The following is a 13,856-nucleotide window of genomic DNA, read 5'->3' as shown; positions in this document are numbered from 1 at the left end:
GTTGTTTTCTTTATGCCGCCGCCGCAGTGCTTTAGCTCAGGTATAATCGCGTTTTTGATATTTTGATCACGCCGCCGACCATGCAAGAACAGTACTCACCGCTATCCGTCGAAGCCGCCGCGCAAGCCCACTGGGAAGATACGCGTGCATTTGAAGTGACTGAAGATGCCAGCCGTCCAAAGTATTACGCCTGCTCGATGCTGCCCTACCCTTCGGGCAAATTGCACATGGGCCACGTGCGTAACTACACCATTAACGACATGCTGGCGCGTCATCTGCGGATGAAAGGTTTTAATGTACTGATGCCAATGGGCTGGGATGCCTTTGGTCTGCCGGCTGAAAACGCGGCGATCGCCTACAAAAAATCGCCCGCCGAATGGACTTACGCCAATATCGCCGACATGAAGTCGCAAATGAAGCCGCTAGGTTTGGCGTTTGACTGGTCGCGCGAAATCGCCACTTGCGATCCTGAATACTACAAGTGGAACCAATGGTTCTTCTTGAAAATGCTGGAAAAAGGCGTTGCCTACAAAAAAACTCAGGTCGTGAACTGGGATCCGATCGATCAAACCGTACTGGCCAATGAGCAGGTCGTTGACGGCCGCGGCTGGCGCTCGGGTGCGATTGTTGAAAAACGTGAAATCCCCGGTTACTACTTCGGTATTACGCAATACGCCGAAGAATTACTCGGCGACATCGATCAACTGACCGGCTGGCCCGATATGGTGCGCGCGATGCAGCGCAACTGGATCGGCAAATCGGAAGGCGTGCGTTTTGCATTCAGCCACGACATCAAAGACGCTAACGGCGATCTGGTACAAGACGGCAAACTGTATGTTTTCACCACCCGCGCCGACACGATTATGGGCGTGACTTTCTGCGCCGTCGCCGCTGAGCACCCGCTCGCAACGCGCGCAGCGGAACTCAAGCCTGAATTACTGCCATTTATTGAAGAATGCAAAAAAGGCGGCGTTTCCGAAGCGGAAATCGCGACGCAAGAAAAATCCGGCATGCCAACGGGCTTGTTCGTAACACACCCACTAACGGGCGAACAAGTTGAAGTTTGGATCGGTAACTATGTCTTGATGGGCTACGGTGATGGGGCGGTCATGGCGGTGCCAGCGCATGACGAGCGCGACTTTGCTTTCGCTAAAAAATACAATTTGCCAATCAAACAAGTCATCGCAGTGGAAGGAGAAACCTTCACAACGGATGCTTGGGCTGAATCCTACGGTGACAAAACTCGCGGCGTAACCATCAACTCGGGTAAATATGATGGTCTGGCCCACAAAGCCGCCGTTGATGCCGTGGCTGCCGATCTGGCCGCCAAAGATGCTGGCGAGAAGAAAACCACTTGGCGCCTGCGCGACTGGGGCATTTCACGCCAGCGCTATTGGGGCACACCTATTCCTATCATTCACTGCGATTGCTGCGGTGATGTACCGGTACCTTACGAGCAATTGCCTGTGGTGTTGCCAACCGATTGCATTCCGGATGGTTCGGGCAACCCATTGAAACACCGTGACGACTTCCTGAACGTTGATTGCCCGAAATGCGGCGCACCAGCGAAACGCGAAACCGACACAATGGATACCTTCGTTGATTCAAGTTGGTATTTCATGCGCTATTGCGACCCGAAAAATGGCGATGCAATGGTCGGCGATGGCACGAAATACTGGATGGGCGCGACCTCCGATGCGGCAGGTGGTATGGATCAGTACATCGGCGGCATTGAACACGCTGTCTTGCACTTGCTGTATGCGCGCTTCTGGACCAAGGCAATGCGCGACGAGGGGCTAATCAACTATGGCGAGCCATTCAAAAACCTGTTTACGCAGGGCATGTTGTTGCGCGATTGCTATTACCGTGAAGATACTTCCGGCAAAAAACGCTGGTTCTACCCTGCTGAAGTTGAAGTTCAGCACGATGAAAAAGGTCGCCCTCTCGCAGCGATCGCCAAAGAAGACGGCCAGCCCGTCATCATGGGTGGCATCGAGAAGATGTCAAAATCGAAAAACAACGTCGTTGAGCCCAAGGACATTATCGAGAAATTCGGTGCCGACACCGCACGTCTGTTCACGATGTTTGCTGGCCCACCAGAGCAAAGCGCGGCTTGGTCTGACAGCGGTGTTGAAGGTGCATATCGCTATCTGCGTCGCCTATGGACGTATGGCTTTAAACAGATTGATGCCATTAAAGCAGCGAGCAATACCCTTGAGGGTATTGAGCTTAGCAAAGATGACAAAGCCTTGCGCTTTGAAGTTCACAACACGCTCAAGCAAATCAATCTGGATTACGAACGTCTGCAATACAACACCGTGGTATCGGGCGTAATGAAGTTGCTCAATGCGATGGAAGCATACAAAGGCGCAAACCATGCCGTCGTACGTGAGTGCTTCGGCATCCTGCTGCGCGCGATTTACCCGGCTGCGCCGCATATCGCCCATACGCTTTGGAACGAGCTGAGCTACGGTGGCGACATTGCGACCGTTAGCTGGCCCGAACCAGCAAGCGATGCATTAACGCAAGACGAAATCAAATTGATGGTGCAAATCAACGGCAAACTGCGTGGTGAGATCCACGTTGCTGCCGGTGCCAGCAAAGAAGAAATCGAAGCGGCTGCGCTGGCGGATGAAGGCGTGAAAAAACACCTCGAAGGTACACCGAAAAAAGTCATCATCGTACCTGGTCGTCTAGTCAATATCGTCGCTTAAGACCTAGCGTCATTCAGCAGCTTGGGCAAGCTCATGCCTGCTGAATGACACTGACAAATAATATGTTGGAGAAAGTATGCCTTTGACCTTTAGAACACTACTTGCCGCCATACTCAGCTTGAGCTTGATGGCGTGTGGCTTTCATTTACGCGGTCAAGGGCCCAACGCAAAACCACTATTTGCTAGTGCTCAGGTCATTGGCAATGGCGGCACTGGTCAAGAACTCAGCAAATTACTCACGCTACTGAAAGTTAATCTCACGAGTCAAAATCCTGAAATTAAAATTCAGATCGTGAGCGAAACCAGCGACAAACAGGTCCTTAGCGTAAATAATAATGGTCAAGTTGCAGAGTACCGCATTTACTACCGCATCCGCTTTAGCGCCTTCAAAGCGGGTGAAACCTTGCTCGATGACAATGTCCTTACGCTACAACGCAATCTCTCGTGGGATGAAAGCAGCGTATTATCGAAAGAAAGCGAAGAGGCCAACCTGATCAAAGAAATGCAGCGTGATGGCGCTTCGCAAATGATCCGTCGAATCAACTCGGCAGCGAAAAAAAATCAGACAGCGAATACTCCTGCCGCTTCTTCAGCTTCAGGCGTTGCTGCCCAGTAATGCGTCCGGACGAACTCCCCAAATCACTACAGCGCGGATTAGCCCCGCTGTATGTGATTCATGGCGATGAAGCCCTGCTTGCACTTGAAGCGGCACAACAGATTCGCGATGCCGCGCGCCAAGCGGGCTTTAGCGAACGCGAAGTATTGACGGTCGAGAATGCGGCGCACTTTCAGTGGTCGCAACTCACAGCCAGCGGCGCATCGATGTCGCTATTTGCCGAGTTGCGCCTACTTGAATTGCGCATCCCCAATGGCAAACCCGGCATTGAAGGGGGTAAGGCACTGGAAGCCTTTACGAACAATATCCCCAGCGACATACTCACCATTATCACCTTACCCAAACTGGACAAAACGGCGCTGAATAGTAAATGGATGCAGGCGCTCGCGAAAGTGGGCGAAGTGATCGAAGCCAAGCTGATTGAACGCAGTGCCCTGCCCAGCTGGATCAATCAACGTCTGGCAGCACAAGGCCAAAGCTTGGCCAGCGATGCGATGGAATGGCTGGTTGAACGCGTCGAAGGCAATTTGCTCGCCGCGCATCAAGAAATCCAGAAACTCGCTCTGCTCCACCCCAAAGGCGAACTCAGCCTCGCAGATCTGGAAGCGGCTGTTGCCAACGTCGCGCGATACGATGTTTTCAGCCTTGGCGAAGCCGTATTAACGGGCGATGCCGCCCGTATTTGCCATATGATTGAAGGCCTGCGCGCTGAAGGCGAATCAGCGGTATTGGTGCTCTGGGCGCTGGCAGAAGAAACCCGCACACTCTATAAATTTGCCCAAGGCCGTTCGCGCGGCACTCCCGCGGCTCAACTCATAAAAGAGATGCGCATCTGGGGCAATAAACAGCGCTTGATTGAGCGTGCCGCTGAGCGCGTCAATGCAAAAAGACTAAAAAGTGCCCTACAACACGCGCGCAAAATTGATGGCCTGATCAAAGGCATCGGCGATGGTGATGTATGGCATGAGCTGACCGACCTCGCCCTACTACTTATTAACCCCAAACCAGCACGACGCTGACTCTGAAAGAAAAAACCGAATATGAAAGAGCAGATTCTCGTAAACATCACGCCCCAAGAAACCCGCGTTGCCACCATTGAAGACGCCGTTGTGCAAGATATTCATATCGAGCGCACCGCGCATCGCGGCTTGGTCGGCAATATTTATTTGGGGATGGTAAAACGAGTGCTGCCCGGCATGCAGAGCGCCTTTATCGAAATCGGCCTAGAGCGCGCCGCTTTTCTGCATATCGCCGATGTCATTCAGCAGCGCCAAAACCCAAACGAGCCGCAGCGCATCGAACGTATTTTGCATGAAGGCCAAGCGGTCATGGTGCAAGTCATTAAAGACCCGATCGGCACCAAAGGGGCACGACTTTCGACCCAAATCAGCATTGCCGGCCGTTTTTTAGTTTTCTTGCCGCAAGACAATCATATTGGTATTTCACAGCGCATTGGCGACGACGCCGAACGCGACCAATTACGAAAACGCATGGAAAGCCTGCTGCCCGGTGAGCATTGCGGCTACATCATCCGCACCAATGCCGATCATGCTAGCGATGATGAGTTGCGCGCTGACATTGATTATCTCAACCTGATTTGGGCCGACATCAAACAAAGCGCCCAAACCAAGCCCGCCAAATCGCTGTTATTTCAAGACTTATCGCTGCAATTGCGCGTATTACGCGACATGGTAACCGAAGAAATCGAAACCGTATTTGTCGATAGTCGCGAAAACTTCGCTCGCATGACCCAATTTGCTGCGCGTTTCGTGTCTGATGTATTACCCAAAATTCAGCACTACGCTGGTGAGCGCCCATTATTTGAATTGTATGGCGTTGAAGCCGAAATCGAGCGCGCCATGAGTCGGCGTGTGAACCTAAAATTCGGTGGTTACTTAATTATCGACCAGACCGAAGCAATGACGACGGTCGACGTCAATACGGGGGGTTTTGTTGGCACGCGCTCTTTTGACGATACGATCTTCAAAACCAATTTGGAAGCCACCCAAGTCATCGCACGGCAGCTACGGCTGCGCAATTTAGGCGGCATTATTATTGTCGATTTTATCGATATGGATAATGAAGAGCACAAATTAGCGGTAATGGCCGAGCTCAAAAAAGCGTTGGCACGCGATCGCACCAAAATCACCGTCAGCAGTTTCACCAGCCTAGGCTTGATTGAAATCACGCGCAAACGCACGCGCGAATCACTCGCTCACATCCTGTGCGAACCCTGCCCAACCTGCCAAGGTCGCGGCGAAGTGAAAACACCGCAAACAATTTGCTACGAAATTTTGCGCGAGATTTTACGTGAAGCGAAACAATTCAATGCCAGCGAATATCGCATCCTGGCATCGCAATCGGTGATTGATATGTTCTTGGATGAAGAGTCTGCCAACTTGGCCCAACTCGTGGACTTCATTGGCAAACCCATTTACCTACAGGTAGAAAGCGCGTACACGCAGGAACAGTTTGATGTAGTACTCGTCTAGAGTATTTCAATGCAGACCTCTCTAGGAAAGGTCTGCATTGAAATACCACTTATAAATGATCAGAAAATTCATACAAATGATCGCGCACATCTTGATCGGGTTTAAAACCCGAGACGCAGCGTTGTAAAATCTCGATAATTGTGCGTGAATCGTTAGCCACGCAGGCCACCCCCAAGTCGGCAATCACTTGCTCAAGCTCGTCCAACGTTAAACAGCTCTCATTGGCCTTCATAATGCGTGGATGTTCAGTGCCGCTGACATTATCGCCGATCAATAATTCTTCGTAGAGCTTTTCACCGGGGCGTAAACCTGAAAACTCGATTGCAATATCTCCATTTGGATTGGCATCATCGCGAACCCGATAACCACTGAGGTGAATCATGCGTCGTGCCAAATCAACAATACGCACAGGCGAGCCCATATCAAGCACAAATACTTCGCCGTTCCCCCCCATCGCACCAGCCTGAATCACCAGTTGCGATGCCTCCGGAATCGTCATAAAAAAGCGATTGATCTCTGGATGCGTTACCTTTACGGGGCCACCAGCCGCAATTTGCTTGCGAAATAGTGGCACAACTGAGCCACTAGAACCCAGTACATTGCCAAAACGCACCATACTAAATCGAGTTTTAACAGTAGGGTCGAGGGCATACGCCTGCAACGCCAACTCTGCCATCCGCTTGCTCGCCCCCATTACATTGGTCGGACGAACCGCTTTATCGGTGGAAATGAGCACAAACGATTCAACACCTGCCTCAATCGCCGCAGCCGCAGCTGAACGGGTGCCAAAAGCATTATTTAAAATACCCTCTGTGATATTAAACTCAACCAAAGGGACATGTTTATATGCCGCGGCGTGATAAACCGTCTGAACCTGATAGCGAGCCATAATCGCCGCCAAGCGCATGCCATTTTGCACGGACCCCAACACAGGATGAACGGCAATAGGCAACGCCTGCTCGCGAATCATATGACTAAGCTCTTGCTCGATGGAATACAGCGCGAACTCAGATAATTCATATAAAACCAACGCGACAGGCTGATTTTTGATAATTTGACGACATAACTCAGAGCCAATCGAACCGCCAGCCCCCGTTACCATTACGACTTTGCCTGCGATGTTTCTAGCCAGTAACTCCTTATTTGGTGGCACTGGCTCACGTCCTAAAAGCTCGTCAACCCCGACTTCACGTGCATCTGCGAGCCGTACCTCGCCGCTCACCAAATCAGCCATCCCCGGTAAGATCCGGACTTCTACTGCCAAGGGCTCAAGCTGATTAACAAGTTCGATCTGGCGTGAACGTGGCGCAGATGGAATCGCCAGTAATACTTGATCGATATTTCCCGCTTCAATTTGATTGAGCATCTGGGCGTTACTAAGTACACGTAAACCGCCAATCTGCAAACCCTGCTGGTCACGCGCATCATCCACAAAACCCACCGGCTCATATTCTTGCCCAGTACGGAGCGCGACCGCCAATTGACGTCCTGCACTACCCGCACCGTAAATCAACACGGATTTGCGCTCCATTGACAGCGGTGCCAAGCGGCGCAAAATCGCTCGTGCAACAAAGCGACTACTGATAATGATAGCCATGGCCAATAGCCAGAAGATCAGTAATGACCCCCGCGGCACACCCATGACTTGAAATAGTTGCAAGGAGGTAATAAAGCCGAGTGTTGCTAAAGAAACTGCACTAGCAATTGTTATGACTGCCCGATCCTCGATGTAGCGAATAACAGCTCTATACAGACCAAGCTTAATAAAGATAGGAGTTGCAATAAGCGAAGGCAGCAAAAAAACCCACCAAGCAAATTGCCGCGGATACGACCAATCATCCATACGCAAAGCGATGGCCGCCCATAAAGCGGCGGGGAGCAAAACGAAATCTGCGGCCAGAATAATCAGGCTTTTGGCTGTGCGTGGTAAACCGATTGCTTTTCTAAACATAAGGCAGACAAATCCAATTCAACAAAATGTCAAAGGCCATAAATCAATGTGTAATGCCATCTCGGCGCACAACTTTTAACGCAGTTAATAACATTATTTTCAGATCAAACAAAAAAGACCTGCGCTGTAGATACTCAACATCAAAGCCAACTTTAACAGGAATTGGCAACTCATCACGGCCATTAATTTGCGCCCAGCCTGTCAGGCCGGGGACTAATTCATGCACACCTTTTTCGGTACGCAGCGCAATAAGATCATCCTGATTAAACAAAGCGGGGCGTGGCCCAACAAAACTCATATCGCCGATCAAAATACACCACAACTGTGGTAGCTCATCCAAGCTGGATTTGCGCAAAAAACCACCAATGGGCGTTAGGCACGCTTTGGGATCGGCCAATAAATGCGTCGCCACCGCTGGTGTATTAATCCGCATTGAACGAAATTTTGGCATTTTGAAAATTTTATTCAGAACACCTACGCGATCAGACCAATACAAAGCGGGTCCTTTAGAAGTTAGCTTAACTAAAATTGCGACTAGCAAAATAGGAATAAGAAATGCCAAAAGCAGAATCAAAGCCAATAAAAAATCAAAACTACGTTTCAACATGCAATAACCTAATCCAATAACCTAATCAATTTCTAGCAATCTTAACAACTGGGCAGCCCAAAGAGTTACAAAAGCGTAACTTGTCGCACAGGAACAAGCATAGGCGGGTATCTGGACGAAAGCGTTACACAAGGAACAATACAAAGCAACACATGTTTATGTTTAGCAAATAGTATTGCATTCCTCATTAACTCATGATCGGTCACGCTGGCGCGCTAAAAAGTCCTGAGCCGTCTTATGCAACGCCTTATCAACACTAACAGGAGGCGTCCAACCCAACACTGCACGAGCCTTGGAAATATCCACCTGTAAAGAACCACACAATCGTTGTGCCATATCGGCTTTTCCCAATAATCCAGCCCAGAATTTCAACGCCTTCATCGGCACCGGAATCAAGCGGCTGGACACGCCCAGTGCTTTTGCCATGCGTTGCAACAATTCTGTCGTCGACAAATCCTCACCATCCCCCACGAGGAAAACCTGATTAGCAGCTGCTGGATGGATGATACAAGTCCAGATCAAATCAACAAGATTATCCAGTGATACTAGACTACGCTTGTTTTGAATTGCGCCTAAAGGCAAAGGAAGCCCTTTTGCAACTGTACGAATTAATCGACCAAAATTACCTGGCGCATTTGGCCCATACACTAATGGTGGACGAATAATAACCAACTCCATTTCAGTGCCTATCACTAATTTCTGCAAGCCAAGTTCAGTTTCAAATTTTGAAATTGCATAAGGCTCAACAGGATTTGGTTTGTCATTTTCAGAAAATGGAGAAGTTGTGCTATTACCATTAACGCCAATTGAGCTAATAAAAACAAACCGGCGAACTCCAACGGCCAAGGCTTGCCTTGCCAAATTCAATGTCCCCTCTACATTTACCTTGCGAAACTCGGCCAGTGGATCAGGAGAAGTATCGTTCATCACATGCGCGCGAGCGGCGCAATGAATCACATAGTCCACCCCCTCTAATGCAAATCTCCAATCAGTATCGCCCTCAATTCCACCGATATGTATGCCAGTAACACCAGAAGGAAGCTGCGCCACTGGTTTACGTATCGCAGCGATCAGCTCAAGGTCACCTGAAACGAGCATTCTGTCTAGTAATGCTTGCCCAACAAAGCCGGACGCGCCGGTCAACAAAATACGCATTCATTACCTCGAAATTACTTAGTTTTTTGACCAAACAGTACGATTAATATAATCAGTGTAACTAAGCACAACTCTAACGATCTGTTGTGATACCGGCCCGCCCTGATAGTCCTTTACGATAGGGATCATACGCTGAGAACGATCATGCTGAGTTGTCACTACACGTACAGCATCAAGCACACGCTCCTTTTTCAGTCCACTCATGATTAATGTACCTTCGTCCATCCCTTCTGGCCGCTCGTGAGCATTTCTAATTGTAATTGCGGGGAGACTCAGCAGAGACGCTTCTTCCGTGATGGTTCCACTATCAGAAAGTATGCAGAATGCTTCCATTTGTAGTTTGATGTAATCCAGCAAACCAAATGGTTTAACAAAACGGATCAAGGGGTGATCCAAAGATTCACCCAACTCCTCTAAACGTTTTCGTGTTCTAGGATGCGTTGAAACAATAATTGGATATTGGTAGTTATCAGCAAGTGCTCGCAAAGTTTCTAATAGATCACGTAGATTCTCAGGGGTATCTACATTTTCTTCTCGATGCGTACTAATGATGAAGAATTTTCCCTCAATCAAGCTCTCTCGTCGCAGTACATCCGAAGCCTGAATACGCGGCATGTAATAATCTAAGACTTCCTCCATATGTGAGCCCGTCTTGATAATTGTTTCTGGGCGAATACCCTCTGCAATCAAATAGCGACGAGCGTGCTCAGTGAGTACCATATTTATATCACTCAGATGGTCGAGTACCTTACGATTCAATTCCTCTGGAACTCGTTGATCGAAACAACGATTTCCGGCCTCCATATGAAAGACTGGAATTTTCCTACGTTTAGCAGCGATAACGGCCAAGCATGTATTTGTATCACCATACAATAACAGTGCGTCAGGCTTCTCCCTATCAAAAATCTCATCAGACTTAGAAATCACTTCCGCAATCGTTTTCGCTGCTGTCTCACCAACAGCACCCAAAAAGTAATCCGGCTTACGAATTTCAAGATCATCGAAAAAAACTTGATTTAGTTCAAAATCATAATTTTGCCCAGAATGCACCAAAACATGCTGAACTTGTTTATCAAGCTCAGTAATCACACGACTCATTTTAATCAGCTCTGGTCGCGTACCTACCAGTGTCATAACTTTAAGCATTAAGCTGCTCCTGAATGTAATCCAATTTCAACAATACATTTTTAATACCCTGAATATTCAAACGCTCAGTATTGTGAGAGGTATAATCATCCAATTCTGAAATCTGCTGTTCACCTTCAACAAAAAATTTCTTGTAATTAAGATCACGATTATCTGCGGGAATTCGGTAATAGCGCCCCATATCTTCGGCTTTAGCCATCTCCTCTCTAGAAATAAGCGACTCATACAACTTTTCACCATGCCGAGTGCCAATAACTCGAACGGGGTTTTCACTTGAAAACAGCTCTTTTAGTGCTTGAGCAAGATCCTCAACCGTTGAAGCTGGCGCTTTTTGCACAAAGATGTCTCCCTGCTCTGCATGCTCGAAAGCGTGCAATACCAAATCAACGGAATCCTCAAGCGACATTAGAAAACGCGTCATATTTGGATCAGTAACCGTCAGCGGCTCACCACTCTTTAGTTGACTGATAAACAGTGGAATTACCGAACCACGCGAAGCCATCACATTTCCATATCTAGTTGCACAGATCACGGGACCAGCTCCTGGAATCATCCGGGATTTAGCAACCATCAATTTTTCCGACATTGCTTTTGAAATTCCCATAGCATTGATCGGATAAACAGCTTTATCAGTGCTTAGAACCACTACACGTTTTACACCATTGGCAATTGCCGCACTTAGGACATTATCTGTACCTATTACATTAGTTTTCACGGCCTCCATTGGATAAAACTCACATGAAGGTACCTGCTTTAACGCTGCTGCATGAAAAATATAATCAACTCCAACCATTGCTTGTGCAACACTACTGTAATCACGTACATCACCAATATAAAATTTCACTTTGTCATTAGCCAAGGCGATGCGCATATCTTCTTGCTTCTTTTCATCGCGACTAAATACTCGGATTTCCTTAACGTTGGTATCAAGAAAACGCTTCAGCACTGTATTACCAAATGAACCAGTGCCACCCGTAATCATCAAAACTTTGTTTTCAAACATAAATTATCACCAAACTCGAAAAATTAAAAATTAACAATGCCCATGCATCATTTTGACAAGATCCGGCCAAGCTGGCGGCACATATCCAGTAGCCTGACGAAAGCGTGTAGAATTCAAAGAACGATCAATACATACGATAGAATCAGGAATAATATCTATCTTCTTTTTATATTCATTAGCAACCAATTTCAACAATGATAATTTGTCAATTGGATCTGCCGACACATGATATAAACCATACAGACTAGGATTTGGAATTACATAGTTTTTCATTATCCGCGCTAGCTCTACAGTAGGAAATCCAGAGAAAATCGCTTTTTCATAGCCTTTAACACTGCCATTCTGAGCAAGAAACCAATCAATCAAAGAACTATTTGACCCCATCTCATGTCCAATGATTGATGTACGCATTGTGATTGCATGGGGAACATCATGAAGTTCACCAATGTACTTTGATTTCCCGTATAAATCTTCTGCATCTGAGATATCAGCCTCAACATAGTCCCCCTTAGAGCCAGAAAACACACAGTCTGTGCTTATATGAATCAGACGAGCTCCCACCAACCCACACAGTTTTGCCAGTCTATGTGGCAGCATAGCGTTAGTTGGTAAAGCAGAAAGCGGGTCCTTTGCATCAGCAAGTTGCTTAATTAAGCCGACACAGTTAATCACAACATTTGGGCGAACACGATCAAGCACACGGACTAATGCATCCTGATCAAGCGCATCAATATTACAAATCAATTGTTCATGTAATTGCTTAGAAAAATGACTTAACCCGCGTGCATTACGTAATGTACCCCATGCTTGATAGCGCGGATCATTAGAGAAAGATTGAAACACAGCACTTCCGAGCATTCCAGTCACGCCTAATACCAATATTTTCATTTTTCTGATCCTTTTTTATTAATTTGACTTTCTAAAATTTCCACTAAGCGTTGGCATTGGCGCCCCATCTCAAAATGCTTTAAAAAATAATTCCGCCCAGATTGACCAAGCTTTTCACGCTCAAGAGGCGACATTTGAAAGAGCGTTTCAATACATCGAACCAACCCATCTACATCTTCTGCCGGGCAAGTCAAGCCAGCATTAGCCTCCTCAATAACACGAGCACCTTCACCATCGAGCGCTGCAATCACCGGACGTCCTGCTGCAAGGTAAGCTTGAACCTTACTAGGAATCGTATAGGCAAATATTTCCTCTCGCTTTAATGTAACCAACAACCCAGCGGCCCGACTAAAAATTTGTGGCATTTCGGAAGAAGGAAACCGCCCAGCAAGAACCAAATTATCCAATTTCTTTAGTACTTTTTGCTCTTCAATCCAGCTAAGCATGCTGCCACTGCCCACCAATATCAGCCTAAATTCACTCAAATACTTTAATCTTTCGGAGACTTGAACCAAGGTTTCCAACGATTGGGCTGTGCCTAAGTTACCAGCAAAAACCAAACAAAACCCCCCATTAAGTACAGATAACAGCTCTGCTGGAATTAATGTTGAAGGTGTTTCATTTATAGGCAATTCAAGATATGAATTAGGGTAGTAAATTATTTTACTAGGTTTTGCATAACGTGCCACAGGTTCATAAAAAGCTCGAGACTGGACTAATAAAGTATCTGTGAACGCGTAAATAGCACGAACCATGCAACCAACCAATCGCAACGCCCATTTATTTTTAACAAATCCAGTGGCACTCAAACTTTCAGGCCAAAGATCCTGAATCCAAACAGCAAGATGCTTCCCAAACTTCCATTTAAGATAAATTGCAGGAAGAGCCGCAGTAATAGGGGACATTGCAAAAACTAGCACAACATCAAAGTTTTCATTTTTAACTGCATTAGGAAAAAAACGAATACCATTAATAACGAAGGAAAAATAATTTAAAAATAAATTTTTCGCCCCAGAATTCATGCGGGGTCTTAGCGGTGCTCGATACACCGGAACACAAGAAAAAAACCAATCTTTCGTGAATTTTTTCTCACTGTATCCAGGATAAATATTACCATCTGGATAATTCGGCTTCCCCGTAGCAACACTAACAGAATGGCCTTGAAAAACAAGGGTACGAACAATATCATTAATAATAAAGGATTCCGGATAAAAATACTGAGAAACCAATAATATTTTCATAAATTAAACACACATAAAAATTAATTCAACCAAAATGCAAACA

General features: G+C 47.0%; 11 protein-coding genes. 4 read left to right on the top strand and 7 right to left on the bottom strand.

Translation table 11 applies throughout. From position 1 onward, the window contains the following. Nucleotides 1-80 precede the first annotated feature (80 nt). The 4 genes from leuS (at nucleotide 81) to rng (ending at nucleotide 5,822) form a co-directional block, all read left to right on the top strand. Nucleotides 81-2,714 (top strand): leucine--tRNA ligase, encoded by a 2,634-nt coding sequence (gene leuS, locus HQ393_RS01470; RefSeq protein WP_179357101.1) that lies wholly within the window; start codon nucleotides 81-83, stop codon nucleotides 2,712-2,714. A 76-nt stretch (nucleotides 2,715-2,790) separates the two neighbouring features. After that, entirely contained in the window at nucleotides 2,791-3,330 is a 540-nt protein-coding gene (locus HQ393_RS01465; protein WP_179357100.1) for an LPS-assembly lipoprotein LptE, read from the top strand. After that, nucleotides 3,330-4,349: a DNA polymerase III subunit delta gene (gene holA, locus HQ393_RS01460; RefSeq protein ID WP_179357099.1), complete on the top strand. Its 1,020-nt coding sequence runs from the start codon at nucleotides 3,330-3,332 to the stop codon at nucleotides 4,347-4,349. The genes HQ393_RS01465 and holA overlap by 1 nt, the downstream gene beginning before the upstream one ends. A gap of 21 nt (nucleotides 4,350-4,370) precedes the next feature. Continuing rightward, nucleotides 4,371-5,822, top strand: a complete 1,452-nt coding sequence (gene rng / locus HQ393_RS01455) for a ribonuclease G (RefSeq protein ID WP_179357098.1) — start codon at nucleotides 4,371-4,373, stop codon at nucleotides 5,820-5,822. 49 nt (nucleotides 5,823-5,871) lie between these two features. On the opposite strand, the gene HQ393_RS01450 is transcribed toward rng, so the two are convergent. The 7 genes from HQ393_RS01450 to HQ393_RS01420 all read right to left on the bottom strand — a co-directional run bounded on the left by HQ393_RS01450 (nucleotide 5,872) and on the right by HQ393_RS01420 (nucleotide 13,813). Then, entirely contained in the window at nucleotides 5,872-7,773 is a 1,902-nt protein-coding gene (locus HQ393_RS01450) for a polysaccharide biosynthesis protein (protein WP_179357097.1), read from the bottom strand. Nucleotides 7,774-7,816: 43 nt separating this feature from the next. Next, on the bottom strand, nucleotides 7,817-8,380 hold the full coding sequence (locus HQ393_RS01445; protein ID WP_246307926.1) for a sugar transferase: 564 nt from the start codon (nucleotides 8,378-8,380) through the stop codon (nucleotides 7,817-7,819). Between the two features lie 192 nt (nucleotides 8,381-8,572). Continuing rightward, nucleotides 8,573-9,535, bottom strand: coding sequence for a UDP-glucose 4-epimerase family protein (locus HQ393_RS01440; RefSeq protein WP_179357096.1), 963 nt, complete (start codon nucleotides 9,533-9,535; stop codon nucleotides 8,573-8,575). A gap of 18 nt (nucleotides 9,536-9,553) precedes the next feature. Beyond that, nucleotides 9,554-10,681, bottom strand: coding sequence for a non-hydrolyzing UDP-N-acetylglucosamine 2-epimerase (wecB, locus tag HQ393_RS01435; RefSeq protein ID WP_179357095.1), 1,128 nt, complete (start codon nucleotides 10,679-10,681; stop codon nucleotides 9,554-9,556). Beyond that, nucleotides 10,674-11,684: a polysaccharide biosynthesis protein gene (locus HQ393_RS01430; protein WP_179357094.1), complete on the bottom strand. Its 1,011-nt coding sequence runs from the start codon at nucleotides 11,682-11,684 to the stop codon at nucleotides 10,674-10,676. Before HQ393_RS01430 ends, wecB begins: the two co-directional genes overlap by 8 nt. 30 nt (nucleotides 11,685-11,714) lie before the next feature. Continuing rightward, nucleotides 11,715-12,572, bottom strand: a complete 858-nt coding sequence (locus HQ393_RS01425) for a dTDP-4-dehydrorhamnose reductase family protein (RefSeq protein ID WP_179357093.1) — start codon at nucleotides 12,570-12,572, stop codon at nucleotides 11,715-11,717. Next, entirely contained in the window at nucleotides 12,569-13,813 is a 1,245-nt protein-coding gene (locus HQ393_RS01420; RefSeq protein ID WP_179357092.1) for a glycosyltransferase family 4 protein, read from the bottom strand. Before HQ393_RS01420 ends, HQ393_RS01425 begins: the two co-directional genes overlap by 4 nt. Between the last annotated feature and the right edge of the window lie 43 nt (nucleotides 13,814-13,856).

This window comes from Chitinibacter bivalviorum (assembly GCF_013403565.1).
GTDB classification, from domain to species: domain Bacteria; phylum Pseudomonadota; class Gammaproteobacteria; order Burkholderiales; family Chitinibacteraceae; genus Chitinibacter; species Chitinibacter bivalviorum.
This window is presented reverse-complemented; position numbering and strand designations above follow the sequence as displayed.

Bases quoted from the DNA above. Each gene is read 5' to 3' on its own strand.
- leuS (WP_179357101.1), top strand. From the start codon at position 81: ATGCAAGAACAGTACTCACCGCTATCCGTCGAAGCCGCCGCGCAAGCC.
- HQ393_RS01465 (WP_179357100.1), top strand. From the start codon at position 2,791: ATGCCTTTGACCTTTAGAACACTACTTGCCGCCATACTCAGCTTGAGC.
- holA (WP_179357099.1), top strand. From the start codon at position 3,330: ATGCGTCCGGACGAACTCCCCAAATCACTACAGCGCGGATTAGCCCCG.
- rng (WP_179357098.1), top strand. From the start codon at position 4,371: ATGAAAGAGCAGATTCTCGTAAACATCACGCCCCAAGAAACCCGCGTT.
- HQ393_RS01450 (WP_179357097.1), bottom strand. From the start codon at position 7,773: ATGTTTAGAAAAGCAATCGGTTTACCACGCACAGCCAAAAGCCTGATT.
- HQ393_RS01445 (WP_246307926.1), bottom strand. From the start codon at position 8,380: ATGTTGAAACGTAGTTTTGATTTTTTATTGGCTTTGATTCTGCTTTTG.
- HQ393_RS01440 (WP_179357096.1), bottom strand. From the start codon at position 9,535: ATGCGTATTTTGTTGACCGGCGCGTCCGGCTTTGTTGGGCAAGCATTA.
- wecB (WP_179357095.1), bottom strand. From the start codon at position 10,681: ATGCTTAAAGTTATGACACTGGTAGGTACGCGACCAGAGCTGATTAAA.
- HQ393_RS01430 (WP_179357094.1), bottom strand. From the start codon at position 11,684: ATGTTTGAAAACAAAGTTTTGATGATTACGGGTGGCACTGGTTCATTT.
- HQ393_RS01425 (WP_179357093.1), bottom strand. From the start codon at position 12,572: ATGAAAATATTGGTATTAGGCGTGACTGGAATGCTCGGAAGTGCTGTG.
- HQ393_RS01420 (WP_179357092.1), bottom strand. From the start codon at position 13,813: ATGAAAATATTATTGGTTTCTCAGTATTTTTATCCGGAATCCTTTATT.